21 protein-coding genes and 1 other RNA gene are annotated in these 23,173 nt (G+C 39.4%); 7 read left to right on the top strand and 15 right to left on the bottom strand.

Features of this window, described 5'->3' with window-relative positions; translation table 11 throughout:
* Both ESP02_RS02470 and ESP02_RS02460 read right to left on the bottom strand, forming a co-directional pair.
* Positions 1 to 1,122: an exonuclease SbcCD subunit D gene (locus tag ESP02_RS02470; RefSeq protein ID WP_002373074.1), complete on the bottom strand. Its 1,122-nt coding sequence runs from the start codon at positions 1,120 to 1,122 to the stop codon at positions 1 to 3.
* A 187-nt stretch (positions 1,123 to 1,309) separates the two neighbouring features.
* Complete coding sequence (locus ESP02_RS02460; RefSeq protein ID WP_038399112.1) at positions 1,310 to 1,933, bottom strand: 1-acyl-sn-glycerol-3-phosphate acyltransferase; 624 nt, start codon at positions 1,931 to 1,933, stop codon at positions 1,310 to 1,312.
* Positions 1,934 to 2,061: 128 nt separating this feature from the next.
* On the opposite strand from ESP02_RS02460, the gene ESP02_RS02455 reads away from it, so the two are divergent.
* The gene (locus ESP02_RS02455) at positions 2,062 to 2,796 is read left to right on the top strand and encodes a tRNA1(Val) (adenine(37)-N6)-methyltransferase (RefSeq protein ID WP_002373071.1); all 735 of its coding nucleotides are present in this window, start codon (positions 2,062 to 2,064) and stop codon (positions 2,794 to 2,796) included.
* The gene (locus ESP02_RS02450) at positions 2,786 to 3,070 is read left to right on the top strand and encodes a GIY-YIG nuclease family protein (RefSeq protein WP_002309959.1); all 285 of its coding nucleotides are present in this window, start codon (positions 2,786 to 2,788) and stop codon (positions 3,068 to 3,070) included. Before ESP02_RS02455 ends, ESP02_RS02450 begins: the two co-directional genes overlap by 11 nt.
* A 74-nt stretch (positions 3,071 to 3,144) precedes the next feature.
* Here the strand turns inward: ESP02_RS02450 and ESP02_RS02445 are convergent, their stop codons facing one another.
* From ESP02_RS02445 to hisS, 4 genes are all read right to left on the bottom strand, one after another.
* Complete coding sequence (locus ESP02_RS02445) at positions 3,145 to 5,028, bottom strand: acyltransferase family protein (protein ID WP_038399114.1); 1,884 nt, start codon at positions 5,026 to 5,028, stop codon at positions 3,145 to 3,147.
* A 266-nt stretch (positions 5,029 to 5,294) separates the two neighbouring features.
* Positions 5,295 to 6,170 carry a YitT family protein gene (locus ESP02_RS02440; protein WP_002291388.1) on the bottom strand — a complete coding sequence of 292 codons (876 nt, stop codon included), beginning with the start codon at positions 6,168 to 6,170 and terminating at the stop codon, positions 5,295 to 5,297.
* A 108-nt stretch (positions 6,171 to 6,278) separates the two neighbouring features.
* On the bottom strand, positions 6,279 to 8,048 hold the full coding sequence (aspS, locus tag ESP02_RS02435; protein ID WP_002335225.1) for an aspartate--tRNA ligase: 1,770 nt from the start codon (positions 8,046 to 8,048) through the stop codon (positions 6,279 to 6,281).
* A 13-nt stretch (positions 8,049 to 8,061) separates the two neighbouring features.
* Positions 8,062 to 9,354 carry a histidine--tRNA ligase gene (gene hisS / locus ESP02_RS02430; protein WP_002291383.1) on the bottom strand — a complete coding sequence of 431 codons (1,293 nt, stop codon included), beginning with the start codon at positions 9,352 to 9,354 and terminating at the stop codon, positions 8,062 to 8,064.
* A gap of 395 nt (positions 9,355 to 9,749) precedes the next feature.
* Between hisS and ESP02_RS02420 the strand changes: the two genes are divergently transcribed.
* A complete protein-coding gene (locus ESP02_RS02420; protein ID WP_002373064.1) occupies positions 9,750 to 10,697 on the top strand; it encodes an aldo/keto reductase in 948 nt (315 codons plus the stop codon).
* An 87-nt stretch (positions 10,698 to 10,784) separates the two neighbouring features.
* Here ESP02_RS02420 and ESP02_RS02415 read toward each other — a convergent pair whose 3' ends face one another.
* The 7 genes from ESP02_RS02415 to ESP02_RS02385 form a co-directional block, all read right to left on the bottom strand.
* Entirely contained in the window at positions 10,785 to 12,044 is a 1,260-nt protein-coding gene (locus ESP02_RS02415) for a cytochrome P450 (protein WP_002373062.1), read from the bottom strand.
* Between the two features lie 170 nt (positions 12,045 to 12,214).
* Positions 12,215 to 12,661 carry a D-aminoacyl-tRNA deacylase gene (dtd, locus tag ESP02_RS02410; RefSeq protein ID WP_002373059.1) on the bottom strand — a complete coding sequence of 149 codons (447 nt, stop codon included), beginning with the start codon at positions 12,659 to 12,661 and terminating at the stop codon, positions 12,215 to 12,217.
* A gap of 11 nt (positions 12,662 to 12,672) precedes the next feature.
* Positions 12,673 to 14,886, bottom strand: a complete 2,214-nt coding sequence (locus tag ESP02_RS02405; protein WP_002315645.1) for a bifunctional (p)ppGpp synthetase/guanosine-3',5'-bis(diphosphate) 3'-pyrophosphohydrolase — start codon at positions 14,884 to 14,886, stop codon at positions 12,673 to 12,675.
* Between the two features lie 231 nt (positions 14,887 to 15,117).
* Positions 15,118 to 15,882 carry a 16S rRNA (uracil(1498)-N(3))-methyltransferase gene (locus ESP02_RS02400; RefSeq protein ID WP_002373058.1) on the bottom strand — a complete coding sequence of 255 codons (765 nt, stop codon included), beginning with the start codon at positions 15,880 to 15,882 and terminating at the stop codon, positions 15,118 to 15,120.
* Complete coding sequence (gene prmA, locus ESP02_RS02395) at positions 15,883 to 16,830, bottom strand: 50S ribosomal protein L11 methyltransferase (RefSeq protein ID WP_002373056.1); 948 nt, start codon at positions 16,828 to 16,830, stop codon at positions 15,883 to 15,885.
* A gap of 12 nt (positions 16,831 to 16,842) precedes the next feature.
* The gene (locus tag ESP02_RS02390; RefSeq protein WP_002373054.1) at positions 16,843 to 17,331 is read right to left on the bottom strand and encodes a DUF3013 family protein; all 489 of its coding nucleotides are present in this window, start codon (positions 17,329 to 17,331) and stop codon (positions 16,843 to 16,845) included.
* On the bottom strand, positions 17,267 to 17,968 hold the full coding sequence (locus ESP02_RS02385) for a DNA-3-methyladenine glycosylase (RefSeq protein ID WP_002373052.1): 702 nt from the start codon (positions 17,966 to 17,968) through the stop codon (positions 17,267 to 17,269). The genes ESP02_RS02390 and ESP02_RS02385 overlap by 65 nt, the downstream gene beginning before the upstream one ends.
* Positions 17,969 to 18,105: 137 nt before the next feature.
* Between ESP02_RS02385 and ESP02_RS02380 the strand changes: the two genes are divergently transcribed.
* The 4 genes from ESP02_RS02380 (at position 18,106) to ESP02_RS02365 (ending at position 20,563) form a co-directional block, all read left to right on the top strand.
* Positions 18,106 to 19,392 carry a replication-associated recombination protein A gene (locus tag ESP02_RS02380; RefSeq protein WP_038399117.1) on the top strand — a complete coding sequence of 429 codons (1,287 nt, stop codon included), beginning with the start codon at positions 18,106 to 18,108 and terminating at the stop codon, positions 19,390 to 19,392.
* A gap of 71 nt (positions 19,393 to 19,463) precedes the next feature.
* Positions 19,464 to 19,658: non-coding RNA, 6S RNA (ssrS, locus tag ESP02_RS02375), on the top strand.
* Between the two features lie 77 nt (positions 19,659 to 19,735).
* Positions 19,736 to 20,020, top strand: coding sequence for a hypothetical protein (locus ESP02_RS02370; RefSeq protein ID WP_002291361.1), 285 nt, complete (start codon positions 19,736 to 19,738; stop codon positions 20,018 to 20,020).
* 72 nt (positions 20,021 to 20,092) lie between these two features.
* Entirely contained in the window at positions 20,093 to 20,563 is a 471-nt protein-coding gene (locus tag ESP02_RS02365) for a universal stress protein (RefSeq protein WP_002335230.1), read from the top strand.
* 252 nt (positions 20,564 to 20,815) lie between these two features.
* Here the strand turns inward: ESP02_RS02365 and ESP02_RS02360 are convergent, their stop codons facing one another.
* Complete coding sequence (locus ESP02_RS02360; RefSeq protein WP_002291355.1) at positions 20,816 to 22,000, bottom strand: acetate/propionate family kinase; 1,185 nt, start codon at positions 21,998 to 22,000, stop codon at positions 20,816 to 20,818.
* A 24-nt stretch (positions 22,001 to 22,024) separates the two neighbouring features.
* Positions 22,025 to 23,032 (bottom strand): class I SAM-dependent methyltransferase, encoded by a 1,008-nt coding sequence (locus ESP02_RS02355; protein ID WP_002291354.1) that lies wholly within the window; start codon positions 23,030 to 23,032, stop codon positions 22,025 to 22,027.
* Positions 23,033 to 23,173 lie beyond the last annotated feature (141 nt).

The following is a 23,173-nucleotide window of genomic DNA, read 5'->3' as shown; positions in this document are numbered from 1 at the left end:
TCATTCCATTTCCATGATTTCTTGCAACGTTTCTCCGAGCCATTTTTCTTGGTTTGCCGTTAGCTGTTCTTCCGTCATTTCACTAAAAAATGCTTCTGCTAATTTTTGAGGATCTTTCATTTCTAGTACTTTTCGTTTGCGCTTTGTTTGTTCTGCTCGGCCGTTTGCCCGTTCAATCCCCAAAATACGAGGATATATTTGCCGAAGCTGGTTCATCATATTCGGGATGATCGTTCTGTCCGTGAGATAGATATGGATATAATTCTCCCGATTGACGGACTGATAGAAGGCAGGATCCAACAATTCTTTAAAACTTGCTGTTATTTCTTCAATATCATGCAGTGGTTCGATCTCCCTAAAATTCAACTTTAGGTCTGTTGTCAGGTCAACGATCCATACGCCTTTTTTCTGGTTGATCTCAGATAGAGAAAATTTCAACGGCGAGCCACTGTAGCGAGCATTATCCTGTCTTAAAGCAGCTTGATTATGCAAATGTCCTAGTGCTACATAATCAAACGGTGCAAGCAGTTCGCCTGGAATCGAATCCAGACCCCCTACTTCGATTTTCGTTTCCGAATCAGATTTTACACTTCCCATTACAAAAAAATGGCTAATCAATACGTGTTTTTTCCCTGAATCAAACAGCTCCTGCATTTTATCTATCACTTTTGCTACCGCTTGCTGGATCGTGCGGATACTGTCATCTTCAAAATATAATCTGGCTGCAATTGGTTCAAAGTAAGGAAGAAAGAAAAATTGTATGTTGTTAAACTCGACTGGTTCGAAAGCTTCTGCTAGCTGCGTTCGCAAAAAATAGTTCGAATAACTGAACCATGGCGTACCAGCTGAAAGTCGCGTACTGCTATCGTGATTTCCTGATATAGCAAAAATTGGGATCCTTTCCTTTAAATTCCAATCAACCATCAATTCATTGTATAATGCTACGGCATCGACAGCGGGCACACTCCTATCATATAAGTCTCCTGCAATCACGATTGCCTCTACTTTTTCTTCTTTCGCGATATCCAGTATAGAAGATAATACATGACGTTGGTCTTCAATCAAGTCATAACCTTGTAGTTTTTTTCCGATATGCCAATCGGCTGTATGTAAAAAACGCATCCAATCACCTCAAAAAATGTCCTTCTAATCATTATAACACTTTGATCCATTACATGACACCTGTCTTCTATTTTGCACGTTGGAAAGCAAAAAGAGGGCAGACTTGACGTCTCTCCCTCGTTTTTCATCGAAAAGTCTGAACAGAACAGGAGATTCAAAAAGACCGCCTATTCATAAACTTATCACTTTATTTTTTTTTGATTTCATATTTGAAATCTGGGTTCACTTCTTTGTCCAATTTGTCAAAAGCCGCTTGTGTTCGTCGTTCAATCTCCGCCATTCCTTCTTTATCCGTTTTCTTGATATCTGATAGGTCGATTGGTTCACCGAAACGCACTGTCACTCTCTTACGTTTGAACAAATCCCCAAGTGTCAGTGGACCTTGGTATACGGCTGGTACGATTTTCGCTTTAGACATTCTGGAGATCAACGCCATCCCGCCTTTAAGTTCTGTAGCATGCCTTGTCCCACTGGGGAACATGATTAAACTTAAATTTGTCGATTTTAAAATCTTTACAGGTGTTTTAATGACGCTTGGTCCTGGATTCTCTCTTTTAACTGGAAAAGCATTGGATCGAGTTAATATAAATCGCAGAACCGGATTTTTGAACAGTTCTTCTTTTGCCATAAAGCTGAAATCCTTCGGTGCTGCAGCTACCGCTAGATATAATGGGTCCCACCAAGTACGATGGGGAGCAACTAGTATGTAATTCTCATCTTGCGGTAATACTTCTTTATTCTCATAACGGGCATTTCCATTGACTAAAGCTAATAGTACTCGAACTACCCCTCGCATAAATCGATAAAACATAGTCTCTTCCTTTCCCTTCTTATGGTCATAGTATGCATAAAAAACAGAGGTTTGACAAGCCACCTTGGTTCTTTTTAATAAAAATAGTATAATACAAACGACTATTTTTTTCATTTTGGAGGGAATACATGCTTCACGAAGACGAACGAATCGACCAATTATACGCAGAAGATATCAAAATTATCCAAAGTTCCCAAGTATTTTCTTTTTCTTTAGATGCTGTGCTACTTGCTCACTTCTCTCGTGTGCCTAAAAAAGGACAGATTGTTGACCTTTGCGCAGGTAATGGTGCAGTAGGCCTGTTTTTAAGCAAACGAACTCAAGCAGCTATTGATGCTATCGAACTTCAGCCTCGCCTAGCAGACATGGCAAGACGCAGCATCGCGCTGAACCATCTAGATGAACAGATGACAGTCCACACCATCGATCTGAAAGACAGCTTATCCGTCGTTCGGCATAATTCTTGTGACTTAGTCGTCTGCAATCCACCTTATTTCAAAGGACTGCCAACAAATAAAACGAACCCTAATAAACACCTAGCAATCGCCCGTCATGAGATCCATACAACATTAGAAGAAGTGATCGATAATTCAAGTAAGTTACTAAAAACAAATGGGCGTTTCGCTATGGTCCATCGACCTGAACGATTCTTAGAGATCATCCAAATTATGCAAAATCATCGGATTGCACCTAAACGGATCCAATTTGTTTACCCAAAAGCTGGAAAAGAGGCAAATATTTTGTTAGTTGAAGGAATCAAAGAAGGTAAATTAGATGGATTCAAAGTCGCTCCGCCATTGATCACTTACGATGCGGACGGGGAATACACAGCAGAGATCCGTGAGATGCTCTATGGCAAATAAACATTATTTTTACGTATTATTCTGTAAAGATCAGACATTTTATGGTGGGTACACAACAGACCTTTCTAGGAGACTAGGGGAACATAACAATGGTACTGGCGCTAAATATACTCGTCTTCAAAAAAGAAGACCTGTTAAGATGATCCATGCAGAAGTATTTTCTTCAAGAAGCGAAGCAACAAAAGCAGAAGCTGCATTCAAAAAACTCACCCGAAAACAAAAAGAACATTATTTGAAGACACACTCAACCGTTTTGCTTCCTGAAAATAGATGACTGTTAAAAACACGATAAATATAAAAAAACTTCAGGCAAAAACAACTGTTTTTGCCTGAAGTTTTTTGTAGCTATTATTCTGATACGTTTGTCTCACTGCTGTTCGTACTTGAACTTCCTCCTAGCAAGGCTTCACTGACTAAGTGAATGTAATGTGTCATCCCTTCAGGATTTGGATGGACTTGGTCATCATAAAACCAGTCACTATGGTCATTACTGTAGCTATACCAATCAATCAGCGTCATATTGTCGTATTTTTTCGTCATCTGTTCAAGCATCGCATTCACGTCATTTTGCCAACGTTTCGTCGGTACTCGGACATTGACCCAGTATACTTTTCGATCACCGATTGCATCCATCACGCTATCAAACTGGGCTTCAGAGAATGAGCCATTCGTTCCTAGTCCAATTAGAACAGTGTCTTTCAATAAATCTTGTTCCTTTAATTTTTCAATATACGGTACACTGGCGTATAATTGTCGCCCCACATCGCCATCTACCACTACTTTTGGATAAAGCTCTTGTAGATCAGTTGCAGCATCTAGCATAACTGAATCACCAAATGCCGTTAGCTCTAATTTTTGTGCCTTGTTTCCTTGGGCCTTAGACAACTCATACTTATCAAGAATCGCTTGGTCAACTGAACTAGTGGTATTTTCTGAATTGTTTCTGGTTTCTTCTGCTAATTTTTTACTTTCAGCGATCTTTGCCTGCAATTGTTTTTGATCGGCCGTTACAGCATTCTTCGGTGCCGTAACGAAACCAACGAATGCAATTGCTACAAGTAATGTGCCTGGAACGACCCATGGTTTGCTCTTACTGATGATTGGTTTGCTGAACCATCCTTTCATCACTTGGAATGTACGACCATAGTCAAAACGTGCTAGCGGACGTTCCACATATCGATAAGAAAGTTCACTGATGATTAAAATCAATGTGATTTCCACTAAAGTATGGAACAGAACATGATCAGCAATATCAGTCACTTTTGCTTCATAAAAAATCATAACTGGAAACTGATACAGATAAATCCCGTAGCTTCGTTTGCCAATCCAAGTAAATACTGGATTTGTCAGCCAACGATTCAAGCTTGCTCCAGGATGTGCTGTCACTGCAACTAGTACTACGCATAACAGACTCACTAGGAGCATCCCTCCATAATAGATGAAATTGTAATGATCATCTAAAAAGAAGAAGCAAAGAATCAGTGCCAGAAGTGAGATTCCTCCAGCGATATTCAAGATACTTTTTGCTTGTTTTGGGATGTTTTTCTTCAAACGAGTACTTGGCCAAACAAAAGCGAGCGCACTTCCCAACCATATAGAAAACAGACGGGTGTCAGTTCCATAATAAACACGGGTTGGATCGCCCCCTGGTGTATACAAAATCATCATCAAGATCGCAGAGAGGAAAGATGTACCTAACACGGTATAAAAGATCCATTTTCTTTTACGAACAAATACCATCAACAATACAAACAAGATTGGCCAAACCAAATAGTTTTGACCTTCTACCGCTAAAGACCAGATATGTGTAAACGGTGATTCATTAGCAAATCGATCGAAATAAGATAAACCGTTATTGATTTGCCACCAGTTGTTGACATACAGTAAGCTGCTGACGACAACTCCTCGAAGATTATTCAACAATCCTCGCTGGAACAAGGTGATATAAGCCGAAGCTGTAACGAGCATAAAAACGAGTGCCGGATAGAGTCTCTTCATTCTTCTGACATAAAATTGCCAAATATTGATTTTTCCATTTTGTTCCCATTCCTGCCGTAGCAGATCTGTGATCAGATAACCAGATACGACGAAAAAAATCGGAACGCCCAAATAGCCGCCTTTCATACTAGTTGGCAGAAGGTGATATAAGATAACACCAACCACAGCTAATGAACGGAGCCCATCAAACCCAGTGATGTAGCGGCTGTTTTTTAACCTTTTTTGTTTTTCCATTCAATATTCCAACTTTTCATAAACTTTTTTCATTCGTAATATACGGGTATTAAGTGAAAATAGCAAGTAGAATCGTGTCCTTTCTCTACTATTTTTTTCTATCATCCCATAAATTTAAAAAAATAAACATGCTTTTTTTCAACTTTAAGAAAATTTCAAATAAAAAAGTAGTTTCTATTTGCTGATCCGTCCTTTGGTAGAAAAAAACTGCAGACAAACGAATGTCTGTCTACAGTAGTATTTCATGAATTTTTGTCAAACCCGATCTAAATGCCATCCTCGTAGAAACGCCCAAGTATCTGGACATTTTCTGCAATACTTACAAAAGCTTGCGGATCAGAAGCTTTCATCGCTTCTCTGAGTAGAGGCAGTTCGTATCGTGTAACGATCGTCATCAATACTGTTTGCTTATCATGTTTATAAGCACCTTCTGCTTCATTGATGATCGTGATCCCTCTACGCATACAGTTTTGGATTTCATTCACTACTTTTTCTGGATGTTTCGTTACGATCATTACCTGCATTTTCTTTTGTTTAGTATAAACGACATCAGTTACTTTTCCACTGACGAAAATAGACAACGTACTGTAAAACATGTATTGCCAGCCAAATAGAATTCCAGCAACAAAAACGATCAATGCATTGAAGTAGATCGAGATAGAACCAATCGACTTTCCTGTTTTTTTACGAATCGTGATACTCACGATATCTAGACCACCCGATGATAGGCCATTTCTCAACGCTAGCCCAATCCCTAGTCCCATCACAGCCCCACCAAACAACGCACAAATGATTGGATCGGTAGATAAGACTGTTTCCGGTAAAATATGGATACAAAGGGAGGTCAAAGTGACTGTGATAAAAGTGAAAATTGTAAACTTCTTCCCGATTTTGAACCACGCCAAGACGAACAAAGGTATATTCAGTAAATACAAAGTGGTTGATACCGGCACCTCGAACCCTATCAGTGATTTTGACAAAGTCGTCAAAATCTGAGCCAGACCAGTAATACCACTTGAATAAATATGTCCTGGTTGATAAAAGAAATTCAATGCGACAGATGCAATCAACGCATAAACGATTGATACCGAAAGTTTGGTCGTGTAATCATGGTAAGCCCAATTTTCGAATGTTTTTTTCATGGAAAAGCCCCGCTTTATATGTTATGGCTTCATTATAAAGTGTTTTTCAATTAAATCAAGGTTGCCAAAAGAAGCAGATTCGACAAATCCTTTTTGCCTTTTTATCGACTATTCTTCTATATTTGTTACATCAATATTCAATTCGAACAATTGTAAAGGTGAAACCATACTTGGTGCATCACTCATCACATCGGCTGCTTTCCCGTTTTTAGGAAAGGCAATGACTTCACGAATATTGTCTTCCCCTGCTAGTAACATTGCAAAACGATCCAATCCTAATGCAATGCCGCCATGTGGAGGGAATCCGTAATCTAAAGCTGTTAGCAAGAAACCAAATTGTTCTTCCATTTGTTCTTTTGTAAAGCCTAAAGTTTTCAGCACTTTTTCTTGAAGTTCCCGAGTATGGATCCGGATAGAACCTCCACCTAGTTCATAACCGTTCAAGACGATATCATAAGCTTCTGCATAGACTTTTGCAGGGTCTTCAGCCAGTAATGGGATATCTTCTGCTTTTGGCATCGTGAATGGATGGTGAGCAGAGACATATCGACCTTCTTCTTCTGAAAATTCAAATTGAGGCCAATCAGTTACCCATAAGAAATTGAATTTTGATTCATCGATTAGTCCTAATTCTTTTCCTAAACGTGTTCGGATAGCCCCTAATGCAGCAGCGACGATTTCACTTTTATCTGCGCCAAACATCAGCAAGTCACCTGGTTCTGCATCTGTTGCTTTGATGATTGCTTCTGTTGCTTCTCCCATGAATTTAGCAATCGGGCCTTTCAGACCGTCTTCTTCCACTTTCAGCCATGCAAGTCCCTTAGCTCCGAATTGCCCTACATATTGTCCTAACTGATCCATATCTTTTCGTGAGTAGCGATCTGCAGCGCCCTTCGCATTCAATGCTTTCACGACTCCGCCGTTTTCAAGAGCCATTTGGAAGACTTTGAATTCTACTTCTTTGACTGTTTCGCTTAGATCGATCAATTCCATTTCAAAACGTGTATCCGGTTTGTCACTGCCGTAGCGAGCCATTGCTTCATCATAGGTCATACGGGGAAATGGCAATGTGACTTCGATGCCGCGAACTTCTTTCATTACCTTCGCAATCAATCCCTCTGTGTAAGTTTGGATTTCTTCTGCTGTTAGGAACGTTGTTTCAATATCTACTTGCGTAAATTCAGGCTGACGATCTCCACGTAAATCTTCGTCACGGAAACAACGAACGATTTGATAATAACGGTCGAACCCAGCATTCATCAGCAATTGTTTGAATAGTTGAGGAGATTGCGGCAACGCATAGAAATGTCCAGCATGGACACGTGAAGGAACTAAATAGTCTCTTGCGCCTTCTGGTGTAGATTTTCCTAGGTAAGGTGTTTCAATATCTAGAAAGTCATTATCGTCTAAATAATGACGAATCGCTTTTGTTGTCGCATTTCTCAATTTGATGTTTTTAGTCATTTTGGGACGTCGCAGATCCAAATAACGATATTTCAAACGTATTTCGTCACTGATTGCTTGATCATCTTCAATTTGAAATGGCGGTGTTTTTGCTTGATTCAAAATCACGATTTCACTTGCAATCACTTCAAATTCACCAGTGGCCATTTTAGGATTTACTGCATTTTCACCGCGTCTTCTGACTACTCCAGTTACTTCAATCACGTATTCACTGCGGCATTTATCTGCGATTTCCCATGCTTCTTTGTTGATTTCAGGATTGAAGACGATTTGAACGATTCCTTCACGATCACGTAGATCGATAAAGATTACTCCCCCAAGGTCTCGTCTTTTTTGTACCCATCCTTTTAATGTAACTGTTTGTTCTAATTGTTGTTCGGAAACTAATCCGCAATAAATCGTTCTTTGTGCCATTTCTTTTTTCCTCCTACTCGAATAAAGTCATTTCATCATAGACTTCATCAAAATGCTCATATATTTCTTCTAATGGAAAACTTTTTTCTTTTCGGCTTGCCATTGCTTTGACATTGATTGTTTGGCTAGCAAGCTCATCTTCACCGATCACCAATACTAATTTGGCATTCGCTTTATCTGCTGTCTTAAATTGTGCTTTTGCTTTACGGTTCATGAAGTCGCGGTCAGCTGAAAAACCGAAGTTTCGAATCGCTTGGACCACTTTCAATGCTTCGATATTTGTTTCGTCTCCGAGTGCGACCACATAAGCATCCAACTCATTAAATGCAGGGATAACTACTTCCTCTGCCTCCATAGTCAAGAGTAATCGCTCGATACCCATTGCAAATCCAAAGCCAGGTGTTGAAGGACCACCCAGTTCTTCCACTAGATTGTCATAACGTCCGCCTGCGCAAATCGTTGCTTGTGCCCCCATTTTCGGTGCGTCACTCATGATTTCAAAAATCGTATGCGTATAGTAATCTAATCCGCGAACCATATTACTGTCGATTTCATAAGGAACAGCCAATGCATCCAGCATGGAAACAACGGTATCAAAATGTTTTTGAGCAGGTTCGCTTAAATAATCTAAGATAGATGGCGCATCTGCTACAAATTTTTGATCTCGTTTGTCCTTACTATCCAACACACGCAAGGGATTTTCGTGAAGACGGCGTTTAGAGTCTTCACTCAACTCTGCTTCAAAAGGTAAAAGATAGTCGATTAATGCTTGACGATAGGCTTGACGTGTGTCTTTATCACCCAATGAATTGATGACTAGACGGATTTGCGTGATTCCCAACTGTTTGAAGAAATCGAGTGCCATCACCATGCTCTCCACATCTGTTGCAGGATTCTCTGATCCAAATGCTTCTACTCCGATCTGATGGAATTGACGTAACCGTCCTTTTTGCGGACGTTCGTAGCGAAACATTGGTCCCATATAAAAAGTTTTGAACGGTTTTGCATACTCTGGACCGAACAATTTATGCTCAACAAAAGAACGAACGATTGGTGCTGTACCTTCTGGTCGAAGCGTCACATGACGTTCCCCTTTGTCATAAAAATCATACATCTCTTTTGAAACGATATCCGTCGTATCACCTACACTGCGGGATATCACTTCATAATGTTCAAAAATTGGTGTACGCATTTCATTATACTGATAATCTCTGAACAATAAACGTGCTGTTTCTTCGACAAACTGCCATTTTTCTGATTCGCCTGGCAAAATATCATTTGTTCCTTTTGGTCTTTGGAAACTCATAGTTTTCTCTCCCTTTCTTAGCTATGTAAATAAAAAAATCACCCTTGTTCATCATGAACAAGGGTGAATGAAATTCATACACGGTACCACCTAATTTTGAAAGATTTCTCTTTCCTCTTACGAATAACGCTCGTACGCGGGACGGCTTTTCACTCGTCCATCTCCAGAGTGTCTTTGGGCTAATGAAACTTTAGATCATTTTCAGCCTCGATGATCCTCTCTTGTAAAGTTTCAAAAACTTACTCGCTCTTTCATTGACATTTCGATATTACTTATAACCTACTAAAAACCAATCTCAAAGTCAAGAGTTATCTGACTATTTTCCCTCACGAAAACGTTTTAGTTCAGCTTTTTGTTCTTTTGTTTTAGACTAGACAAAAAAGGAGGAATCAGCTATGGCAGAAATAAGAATCGGACATTCACAAGTCTATGCAGAACAGCTTGGACTAGGAGCAAATGCCGTTGGGGGACACAATCTTTTTGACGGTTTAGAAGACGAGACAGGAAAACAAGTGGTTCGTACAGCTTTGAATAGCGGAATCAATTTGATCGATACCGCCTATGCTTATGGAAACGGCCGTTCTGAAGAACTGATCGGTGAGGTATTGAAGGAAAAAGAATATGATCGTTCACGTATCGTCATTGCTACAAAAGCTGCTCATGTACCAAATAAAGGACGAACATTTGACAATTCACCCGAGTTTCTCAAACAATCGGTGGAAGACGCACTGAAACGTCTGCAAACTGATTACATTGACATTTTTTATATCCACTTTCCGGATAAAAGCACACCAAAAAATGAAGCAGCTGCTGCATTGCATGAATTGAAAGAAGCAGGAAAAATCCGAGCAGTTGGTGTATCGAACTTCACGTTAGAACAATTGAAAGAAGCGAATGCAGATGGATATGTCGATGTAGTAGAAGATAAATACAGTTTGATCCATCGGGAGGCTGAAAAAGAATTATTTCCTTATCTTGAAAAAAACAAAATCAGCTTTGTCCCCTATTTTCCTCTTGCTTCCGGCTTACTGACAGGAAAATATGAACGTGGTCAGGAACAACAATTCGGCGAAGGAGATCCTCGAAAAAGCAATCCGGATTTTCAAGGAGAACGTTTCAAAGAAATTTTAGCCGCTGTCGACATACTTCGCCCCATTGCTAAAAGATACCAAGCCACCCCTGCACAACTTGTTCTAGCCTGGTATATAAAGAATCCAAGAGTGTCTGTAGTCATACCCGGAGCTAAACGTCCAGAGCAAGTCTCTGATAATGTCCAAGCTTTAGATTTGCATTTATCCAATGAGGATTATCAAACCATTGATGAAGCATTTCACGGATTTTGAGCAATTGACCTTATCCACTTATAGTAGTATGAAAAAAGGAAGATCAAACAGTGCTGATCTTCCTTTTTTCGATAAGTTTATGCTAATCTAATTCTTATAAAGTAGCGCTCGGCTATTTGGATAAGTCGGAAACTGATTGAATGGGATCGTCCAATCTTGTTCAGGTACAGAGAATTCAAACTTGTTTACTAGCTGATCGGAAAACACACGTAGGCTGTGGAGAGTGATCCATTCTCCTGCGCAGCGATGCATTTGTCGAAAGTCTCCTCCACCTTGTGCAATCATCTCATATTCTTCTTTATATGAAATATCTTTTGCTTTTCCTAAATATCGTTTGATCATAAAGGAATCTGGTGCTTCAACCGTTCGTTCATCATGATCTGTTCCATATAAATCTAGAATGACCCAACTATCTTCTGGTATACGATAACCATCGACTTCTACTTCTTTCAGAGAAATCGCAGGTAACATCGGAAAGAACGGATAATAGCGTCTCATTTCTTGAATGAACGGATCTTGCAACGTAGAAAAGTCGTTTTTCAATTGTTGGAACAAATCAGGTCTGCTGAAAAGCGCGTGTCCCATCAACGCCGCCCATACAGTCAAAGCAACTGTCGGACGGATGATATTCAATAATTCAACAGCTGCTACTTCCAAAGGCAAAAGCTGTCCGTCTAGATCTGTGGCATTGGCAAATGCATACAATGCCACATTTTCTTTTCCAGCCACAGGATTTTGCCGAGCTTCCTCAATCAAGCTTTGCGCCCATTTCTCTGATTTCTTGCGATTTTCGACACCTTTTATGTGATCAATCGGAGAAGTAAACGTTCCGCTGATCATAGAGATTTGATATTCTGCTAATTTTTCGACTTCATCCTTAGAAAGCAAAGATAAATTGATACCTGCCCACTCACAAATCGATGTAAAGAAAACCATCTTGCTTAAATCAAATAATTCAAATTGACCATGCTGTGTTTCAAGTGCTTGCGTCAGGTTCTTATCTAAGATACGATGATAATCTTCCATTCTTTCGGGGGTCATCAGATCCATAAAAATATTTTTCCGATGATGATGGGCAGCTCCATCCAAAGTCTGTACTCCGCCTTGACCAAAAAGTGTCTTCAACACTAATTTTGGCATAGCACCTTTTCGTTTGAAATTTCTTGGGTCATAAAATATTTTTGCCGCTGACGATCCGTAGATCACAATAGCTTCTTTATTGAAAATCTTTGCTTTGACAACGGGAGCGTCTGCTTCATGACGTAACTCCTCCAACATGTTGTATCCCTTTTGATACAATCTTTTTAGATCCGTGATTTTGACATCTACTACTGGTACTTCTTTCATCTTCAGCAACCTCCTAAAAATAACTTGTATAATTTAAGCTTAACTTTTTTTCTGACTGCTGACAAAAGAAGCGCTTTTTGTAGGCGAGAAACAAGTCGCTTAAGTTAGAGTTTTTCAGTCTAACTTAAGCGACTTGTTTTATATTTCTTATTGATGAAAACCAACTGACTTTATTTGTTTTTAGAATCAACAATAATCGTTACAGGTCCATCATTGACGAGAGAAATCGACATATCTGCTCCAAATTGACCAGTAGCGACTGTGATGCCGCGACTTCTGATTCCTTCATTGAACGATTCGTATAAAGGAATAGCTATTTCTGGTCGTGCGGCTTCCACAAAACTTGGTCGATTTCCTTTTTTCGTATCCGCAAATAGTGTGAATTGAGAGACACTTAAAATTTGTCCTCCTACGTCTTCTACACTAATATTCATTTTTCCTTGATCATCTTCAAAAATACGCATTTGTGCGATTTTTTTTACTAGATATTCCACATCTTTTGGCGTATCTGTTTCATGGATACCTAATAAAACGAGTAGGCCACAGCCAATTTTTCCAATCTCTTGCTGATCAACTGACACTGCCGCTTGACTCACCCGTTGAATGACTGCTCTCATATCTGGCCCTCCTATCCATTCGTCCGGCGTACACTGTAGACATCAGGTACTGCTTTGATTTTATCCACGATACTTTTTAGGTGGGACAAATTCTGGATACCAACCGTCAAATGGATTGTCGCCATTTTATCTTTATTCGTCCGAGCTTCGACGCTGTTGAGATTTTTCGTCAGCGCATTGACTGTTTGAAGTACATCATTCAATAAGCCTGAACGGTTATAGCCGTAGATTTCCAAGTCTGCATCATACTCTTTTCGTGTATTCGATGTATCTTCCCATTCGACTTCAATCAAACGTTCTGCTACATTTGGTTTATCAGGCTGAACATTCGGACAATCTCGACGATGGATGGATATCCCTCTGCCTTTAGTGATGTAGCCAACGATATCATCACCAGGAATCGGATTACAGCATCGGCTGATACGAATCAGTAAGTTTTCTACCCCTTGAATGACAACGCCACCTTCATGACGTACTTTCATTTTCTCAGGTTCTTTTTTCGGCTGATTCATGATTTCTTCTGCTTCTTGCTTTTGCTGCTCGATTTTTTGTTCTTTCCGTTCTTTTTCTGTCAGACGATTGGCCATCGTCAAAGGACTGACTTCCCCATATCCTACAGCTGCATATAAATCATCTTCTGATTGATAGTTAAAACGATCAAGTGCTTCTTGAAGTTTGTTTTTTGTCAAAATATCCTTAGGTGTAAACCCTAAATCTGTAATACACTTGACCACAGACTCGTGACCTTTGATTACATTTTCTTCCCGATCTTGTGCTTTGAAGAAACGCTTGATCTTATTTCTTGCTTTGCTAGTTGCAACCAATTTCAACCAGTCACGACTTGGACCAAATGAATTTGGAGAAGTCATGATTTCAATGATATCCCCGTTTTTTAATTTGTAATCAAGTTGCACCATTTTGCCATTTACTTTTGCACCAGTGGTTTTATTACCGATATCTGTATGGATACTGTATGCAAAGTCCAGTGGTCCAGATCCTTTTGGCAGCTCAGTAACGTCTCCTTTTGGCGTGAAGACATAGACTTTATCACTAAAGATATCTCCTTTTACACCTTCCATAAATTCAGAGGCATCATAGCTTTCATCTTGGAGTTCAAGTATCTCATGGAACCAGCTTAATTGTTTCGTCATACCATCTGGTTCTACTTTTTCATTTTTTCCTTCTTTATACGCCCAGTGCGCAGCCACCCCGAATTCAGCGATTTCATGCATTTCCTGTGTACGGATTTGGATTTCTACTGGATTTCCTGCCGGACCAATCACTGTAGTATGCAAAGATTGGTACATATTAGCTTTTGGCATGGCAATATAGTCCTTGAATCTGCCAGGCATTGGTTTCCATTTTGTGTGGATCGCACCTAATACAGCATAACAATCCTTGATTGAATCTACGATTACTCGAATAGCTAGCAAGTCATAGATTTCGTTGAACTGCTTTTTCTGATCTTTCATTTTACGATAGATCGAATAAATATGTTTTGGCCGTCCATAGATCTCTGCAAAAATCCCCAGCTCTTCTGTTGCTACTCGAATATCCTCAACAGTACCATTCACGTATTTTTCACGTTCTTCTCGCTTCGTCTGCATCAAATGAACGATACGGTAATACTGTTTTGGATTAAGATAACGAAGTGCTGTATCTTCTAATTCCCATTTGATTCGGCTGATCCCTAAACGATGTGCAAGAGGTGCATAGATTTCTAAAGTTTCTTGAGCAATCCTTCTTTGCTTATCTTCTCGCAGATGTTTCAACGTACGCATGTTATGTAGTCTATCAGCTAATTTGACCATGATAACGCGTAAATCTTGAGCCATTGCCAGCAGCATCTTTCGATGATTTTCTGCTAGCTGCTCTTCGTGGGATTTGTATTTTATTTTCCCTAATTTGGTTACTCCGTCTACTAACATAGCGACATCATCGCCAAATTCTTCTCTCAGATCTTCTAAGGTGACTTCTGTATCTTCAACAACATCATGCAAGAAGCCAGTAGCCACTGTGTGGGGGTCCATTTTTAAATCTGCTAATATACCTGCGACTTGGATAGGATGGATAATGTAGGGTTCTCCTGATTTTCTAAACTGTCCGTCATGTGCAGCAGTCGCATATTCGCATGCTTTCTCAACAAATGCTACATGTTCGGGCCCCATATATTGACTAACGAGCTTTATGACACCGGGACCCGTTAAAATTTCTTCTTTTGGCACAGGAATCGATCCCCCTTTCTTTTTCGGTAAAACAGGAATCGGGACAAATATCTGTTTGATAGTTGCCCCAAAATCCGTGAAGTTATACATTTTTTTACGGAAATGTTCGCTTTTAAAAAGCTTTTTCAAACAATTTTTCGTATTCATTGTACAAATAATTGTTTCTATTATACAAATTGTTCCCTATTTTTTCAATTCTTTCCGTCGATACTCTTTTATTGATGAAAAATGTTAGCTATGAGAGGGATCCATTAACTCCCATTGATAGCTAGCAGCACTTAATAAATAAAGAGGTGCTGTTTCTGTACGAAGGATTCTTGGTCCTAATCCACATAGTATCCCTTTGTGTTCTACGAAATAATCGATTTCCTCGTGGGATAAGCCGCCTTCTGGTCCAAAGACAGCTAAGATTCGACTGCCCGGTTTTGTTTCACTAAGAATTTTGGCTACATTTGATTTTTCGCCTTGCTTTGCTGATTCCTCATAAGCAACCAAGACCACATCATAATCATCTAGCCGTTCAAATAAGTCACGTTTCGTTTCCAGTAACTCTACTGAGGGCACGATTTGCCGATGGGATTGTTCCGCTGCCTCTTGAGCAATCTTTTCAAGCCTTTGTTGTCGCTTCATGCGTTTCTTTGCATCCCATTTAACCACAGAGGCTGATGCCGGAAACCCAAGAAAAGCTTGTGCGCCTAATTCAGTGGATTTCTGAATGATCCAATCCAACTTTTCTCCTTTAGGATAGCCGCTTGCTATGGTTATCGAACTTGGCAGTTCCTTTTGGTTTTCTTCTTTTTTAATTTCTTTCAGATAAACAGCATCTTCGGTAATTTTTGTGATTTCTGCAACAACGGCTATCTGATCATTGAATGCCAAAAAAACTTCATCTTTCGGTTCCATTCTCATAACCCGTACAATGTGATGATAGGTTTCCCCTTTTAAAATAAAATGGTCTTTTGGTTCATACGATTCTTTCAAAAAATATCGCTGCATCTATTCCACCTCTGGTTTTTTCAAAATAATTGCATACCAGTCTTTTTGTTGGAAAATTTGATCCACGATGAATCCTTGTTCTATCATAGCATCTAGAACCATTTGCTTCTTCTCTTCAATGATTCCTGAAACGATCAATGTCCCAGTTTGTTTTAGTAAACGCCAAGCATCCGGGATCATCAATAAGATGATATCTGCTAAAATGTTCGCAACGATTACATCACTTTCAATCTCGATTCCTTTCAAAAGATCATTAGCCGATACGTGGACATCTTTGGCTACTTCATTCATATCCATATTTTCTTTCGCTGAACGAACGGCTACTTCGTCTAAATCAAAGGCATAGACATCTGTTGCACCAAGATATTTTGCTGCAATACTTAGCACACCCGACCCGGTTCCAACATCCAGCAATGTTTCGCCACCACGCAATACTGTTTCTAGTGCTGTCAATGTTAAGGAAGTCGTCGGATGGGTGCCTGTACCAAACGCCATACCTGGATCTAATGTGATGATTTTTTCTAGAGGATCTTCTGTCTGATAATTTTCCCAGCTTGGCGCAACCGTCAGCATTCGCGTAATACGCACCGGATGATAATATTTCTTCCATGCTGTTGCCCAATTGCTTTCCTCTACTTCGCTAACAGTTACTTTGTTTTTTCCAATCGCTAGACCAAACTCAGGCAATTGCGTGATACGATCTTTGATAAAAGGCAAGATTTCCGGTAAAAAAGTCGTTTCTGGAAAATAAGCCATGACTAGCGCGCCTTCTTTCAACGATGTAAAATCATTTTTATCTAAAATTTCACCATATTGATCCGATTGAAAATGTTCAACATCTAAAGAGTCTTCAATCGCAACACCAGTCGCTCCTGCCTCCATCAAAATGTTAGCGACCGCTTCGACTGCTTCACTTTCGGTTTCTACTTTTACTTCATTCCATTTCATGTCTGTCACTCCTTAATAACTTGGGTACGGTAAATAAGTATCTGTGTCATTTTGCTGTTTTGCTTCTACTAACTCTGCTAGTTTCTGATTATCCCAATGGAGTTCGAATACAGCTTCGTCATCATCTTCATCTAAAAAATCAAGCAAATCACTTTGCCCTTGTGCTAATACTTCATTCAAATATTCCACTAAAGAATCAGCTACTGATTTTGCCAACCCTTTTTTTCCTTCATAGGGGATTACTGCTAGATAATTTTGTTCATCAAAAACAGATTTCTGAGGATTAAAAAGGAGTACGCCATCTTCAAATTCGATAATTGGTTCTTGCGAAACGATCCCTTCTGCATCATCAATCTCAAATTGTGCTTTATTTTCCGCAAACAAACGAACAACGATCTCGATCGTATGGTTTTTTGTATCCCAATCTAAAGCCACATCATAGTCCGTCACTTGTTTTTCGATTATTTCGTCTAAGTATGTTAATAGATCCTTCTTTTTCATTTTCTTTCCTCCAACCCCAATCTTCCTCGATTTGGTTTTTTCTTTGTAAAGAGATATATGGATTGCCAGACACAACAAAGCGCAACGGCTGTTCTGTCCATTTACCTTTGTTCGGGATACCGATCCTAGGCAAAGCATCGATTTTTTTTGGTATCTTCTTTTTCTCAAAAACTAAACGTAACGAACTATCTGCTATAGATTGTCCATAGAGTTCTTGAGGAATTGCTAATGCTTCCACTAATTTTCCAGGACCGTTGCTGATATCCGGACCAGTTTTTCCACCACGATTTTTACTCATTTGTTCAATCATTGCAGCTGGTTCGATTGCACGTATCATTACTCCCTGAGGAATCCCTTCTGGCTGAGTGATGATGTTCAAAATCCGATGAGTATGCATCGTGTAAAGGTAGATCGTACCTGGTTTTTCATACATTGCCCGCACACGTGGTGTTCTTCTTAAACCATAGCTATGGGCGGCCTCGTCTTCTGGACCTAAGTATGCTTCCGCGTCTACAATATATCCAGCTAATCTTCCTTCTGGTGTGTCATGCTCCAAATACATCCCCAATAAATCCCGCGCTACTTCCGGCGTCGTTTTATTCCAAAAAAATTCATCTATCTTTTGTTTATCCGTCATTTTTCTCACCTACTTTATCATACACAATATTAGTTGGATAAGCTATGAAAACAAAACAACAGAAGGCTGTTCTTTCTAGCTATATTACTAAATATGTTATAATTAAGGAACGTAAAAACAAGAAGGAGGAAAATCCTATGCAACAGCCATTGGCTTATCGCATGCGACCTCGAACGATCGATGAAGTCGTTGGTCAGCAGCATCTAGTCGGTGAAGGAAAAATCATACGCCGCATGGTCGATGCTCGCATGCTCTCTTCCATGATTTTATATGGGCCTCCTGGTACTGGAAAAACGAGTATCGCAAGTGCGATTGCCGGTTCTACTAATTATGCATTTCGCATGCTGAACGCTGCTACAGATTCAAAAAAGGATCTACAAGTTGTAGCGGAAGAAGCAAAAATGAGTGGTACAGTGATCCTCTTATTGGATGAAGTACACCGATTAGATAAAACAAAACAGGATTTTCTGCTTCCTCATTTAGAAAGTGGCCGAATCATCTTGATCGGAGCGACTACTGAAAATCCTTATATTACTATCAATCCAGCAATCCGCAGCCGCACACAGATCTTTGAAGTCAAGCCGTTAACAGAGCAAGACATCCAGTTGGCAGTGAAACACGCCTTAAAGGATAAGGAACGCGGTCTTGGTCAACAAGCAATCCAGTTAGATGAAGAGGCTCTTCTTCACCTTTCGCGTGCAACGAATGGCGATTTGCGGAGTGCTTTGAATGGATTGGAACTGGCTGCACGATCGACTCCTCCAGATAAAGAAGGAAAGATTCATCTTACTCTGTCGATTATCGAAGAATGTGTCCAAAGAAAAGCTCTTACCCATGACAAAAATGGAGATGCTCATTATGACGTTATTTCGGCTTTTCAAAAATCGATTCGCGGAAGTGATGTGAATGCTGCCCTTCATTATCTCGCCCGTCTAGTTGAAGCAGGTGATCTGGCAAGTATTTGTCGTCGTCTGATGGTTATCGGTTATGAAGATATAGGTTTAGGCAATCCTGCTGCTGCTGCGCGTACAGTAAACGCTGTATTAGCTGCTGAACGATTAGGGTTACCTGAGGCACGTATCCCGCTAGCAGATGTCGTTGTTGATCTTTGCTTGTCGCCAAAATCCAATTCTGCCTATATGGCATTAGATGCAGCACTTGCTGATATTCGAGAGGGCAAAGCTGGTGATGTTCCCGACCATTTGAGAGATAGCCATTACAAAGGTGCGAAATCCCTCAACCGCGGTGTGGGTTATCAGTATCCTCATCATTTCGATCATGCTTGGGTCAATCAGCAATATTTACCAGATAGGTTAAAAAATGCTCAATATTACCAGCCAAAGGATACAGGAAAATATGAACAGGCGCTAGGTCAACAGTATTACCGCATAAAAGAGTGGAAAAAACATCCCCCAAAAAATTAAACAAGAAAACGGTTCTATTTCTGCGAGCTCTCTCATTGCTCTTTTTAAATTCCTATGCTACTATAGAGATGGGAAATCTGTGATGTTCGAATTGTCCTCTTTGTGTGTTGACCGAACATTTTTATTGATATCTTGGGACCCGTCTTGTGTCACTGCTGGTAACATGCCTTATCATTTGGTAGTTCGAAGCTACGACCATGGGACCCACCTGCTTGAATTCGCGGGATCAATACTACAGGACAAATAACGGCATTAACGGAGATTACCATCTTTTAAAGAATAAAGCAATTTGCTCTTGGCAAATTGCTTTTTCTATTTGTTGCTTATTTTGGAGGATTTGTTCATGATTAGGATTTTGATGATTATCGCCACTTTACTATTATTATTCGTTAGCTATTATTTATTTAATAAACAGGATATCTTTTTTGTATTGATCAAGAAAAATGACAAAAATCAAGGATTCCTACAATTTTATGGAGCTGCGTATGCTGTTTTAGGCGTTATGGGTATTTTAGCCGCTTTTTTCAATCAACGCTTTATCGCTTTGATCTTTTTATTGATCGTGATTCTCGTTTCTGCCACCTTCAGTATCCGCTTTGCAAAAAAAATTGCTGAACCAAAGCAGTAAATAATTCTCTTTTTCCACAAAGTGTTCTACAATAAAAGAGTACAACACGATTGACTTGAGGAGTGAATGCTTATGTTACAACAATACAAAAAAATCATGGTTGCCGTAGATGGTTCTGATGAAGCTGAATTAGCTTTTAAAAAGGCGGTCAATGTAGCTATCCGAAATAACGGAGAACTTCTATTAGCACATGTCATTGACACACGTTCTTTCCAAACCGTTTCATCTTTTGATGGAATGTTGGCAGAACAAGCTACTGAAATGGCAAAGCAAACATTGGCAGATTATGAAAGCAACGCGAAGAAAGCGGGCTTGAATAATGTAACCTCTGTCGTAGAATATGGCTCACCAAAACAAATTATTGCGAAAGAAATCCCAGAAGATAATCAAGTAGACTTGATTATGTTAGGAGCTACAGGATTGAATGCTGTAGAACGTTTATTTATTGGTTCTGTTTCTGAATATGTTATTAGAAACGCGGCTTGCGATGTGCTTGTTGTTCGAACTGATTTAGAAAACCAATTGCCTCCTAAAAAAGACTAATTGATGAAAAGCTGTGTTTCAGAGGGGATCTCAAAAGTAAAACTTTTGAAGATCACTTGTCTGGACACAGCTTTTTTTGTTCTTCAAAAAATAAAGTCGCTTATTGAGCGTCTTTCTTCTCACGATTCAAAAAATACTTGGATTCACTCACTTCTTTATATTCAGATCCTTCTGTGTAAAAAATAAAAAAGCATGTCCTCTTAGAAAACGGATATAAAATATCCATTTTCTAAAGAAAACACGCGTGTATTTTTAGCCGCGTAAACGCTCCACGTCACGGGCAATCATTAGTTCTTCATCTGTTGGAATCACTAATACTCTTACTTTTGATTCTTTTGTAGAGATATCTACTTCTTCACCATGCAATTCATTCAACGCTGGATCGATTTCACAGCCAAACCAAGACATACCTTTAATGATTTCGTTGCGCACATGTCCGTCATTTTCGCCGATACCAGCAGTAAAGACGATTGCATCGACACCATTCATCGTTGTCACGTATCCGCCGATATATTTTCGGATGCGATCCACGAAGATATCATAAGCTAAACGAATGTGTTCTTTTTCATAGTTTTTTTCAAGATCACGCATATCGCTAGACAATCCTGTTAGGCCTAGCAAACCAGATTTCTTATTCAAAACATTGATCATTTCATCAATATCAATCTCTAATTTTTCCATTAAGTATGGAAGAACAGCTGGATCGATATCACCTGAACGCGTACCCATTGTCACACCAGCTAATGGCGTGAATCCCATAGAAGTATCCATGGATTTACCACCATTTACAGCTGTGATTGATACTCCGTTTCCTAAGTGGCAAGTAATGATTTTTAGTTCTTCAATCGGTTTGTTCAATAATTTTGCTGCACGTTCCGATACATAACGATGGCTTGTGCCATGAAAGCCATATTTTCTTACTTTGAAATCTTCGTAATAAGACACTGGCAAGCTGTATAAATAATTTTGCTTTGGCATTGTTGAGTGAAAAGATGTATCGAATACAGCTACGCTCAAAATGTCAGGTAAAATCTTTTTAAAGGCTTTGATTCCCATCAGGTTAGCAGGGTTATGCAAAGGAGCAAATTCTGCTAATTCAGCAATGCGGTCCATTACTCCCTCATCGATCACTACTGAATCCCCATAAGTTTCTCCTCCGTGAACAACACGATGCCCTACACCGGTGATTTCATCATAAGAACTTAAAATTTGCAGTTCAATCAACTGATCTAACAGCATTTTTACTGCTACTTCGTGGTTTTCGATATCCATGATTTGTTCGAATTTTTGACTATCGCCGTACTTGATTGTAAAAATAGAATCTTGTAAACCGATACGTTCGACGATCCCTTTCGCAACTACGGTTTCTTCTGGCATTTGATATAATTGCCACTTCAAACTTGAACTCCCAGCATTGATTGCAATTGTTTTAGACATATGACTCTCCTTCTCGTTGAATGATTACAGAGCAGATGATTTCCAGTTTTTAAACTCGTTGAAAAATTCCGTCACCTTCTCTGGTTCTTTTAGTGAAGCAAGTTTCACAAGCAACACTTCTTTTACTTGTTTTGCTTGTGGTCCTTTTTTCTGTAAGATCAAAATACTTTTTTGTGATTGTTTGTTGCGGAACAACTCATCTGGCAATTGAATCATTCCTTGAAGATAGCCTTCTTCTTTAAACCATTTTTTGATTTCTTCGCTTTGATCCGTTTCTAAAAAACCGCTTGGCATCAAAAACAAACCAAAACCATCCGGCTTCACGTATTTCATCGATTGCTCCAGCAATAAATGATGTGCATAACTGTGGCCTTCTTCGGTACTTGTTAAAAATTCTTTTGCTTTTTCGTCATTCGGATAATAACCGATCGGCAAATCGCTGATTGCAAAATCGACAGGATCGATTAATAAATCCTGCAACCCGTCTTGATGGAAGTATTGAACATTTGCTTGTGTCAAATCACTTGTAGAAGCTGCCACAGCCAACAATGTATCATCAATATCCACACCAAATCCTTCTGTTTGATACCCCGCATTCGATAGGTTTAAAAGAACTGTTAATAACAAGTTGCCCATTCCTGCCGCAATATCCAGAATCTTAACTGGTTCCTTTTTATTTGTGTATAGTTGTTCAATAAGAAAAACAAATAAAAAACCGATACTATCAGGAGTGAGTTGATGGTTCGCCTGCAGATGTTCTGTCTGGTTGCCCTTCAATAAAAGCAATTGAGACAATCTGCGCCATTCTTCTGGCTCGAAAGAAAGTTTTTTCAACTCTTCATAAAGAGCTGTGATCCGTTGTGCTGTCTCTTTTGTCGGCACTCCATCCACCACACGTACTTGATAATCATCTATTAGATTTTCTGCATTTTCGACATAGGCTTCTAAAAAGGAAGTTCCCAATGCATTCTGTAAAAGCTGAATAGCTTCCAGGTTCTGATTGAACCCTTGTTCCATTTTTTCTGGTAACATGGTGCACCTCATTTCTAGATATATTATAACAATTTTTTCACCTGTTTAATTCTATCGAACAATTGACAAAATTTCAATCGTTTTCACTGTTTTTTATTTGTGAAATGGCAAACATTTTTTTATTAAAAACAGTGTTATAAC

The organism is Enterococcus sp. NBRC 3427 (genome assembly GCF_007996925.1).
Taxonomy (GTDB): domain Bacteria; phylum Bacillota; class Bacilli; order Lactobacillales; family Enterococcaceae; genus Enterococcus_B; species Enterococcus_B lactis.
Note: the sequence above shows the minus strand (reverse complement) of the source record. Positions and strands in the feature narration are given on the sequence as shown.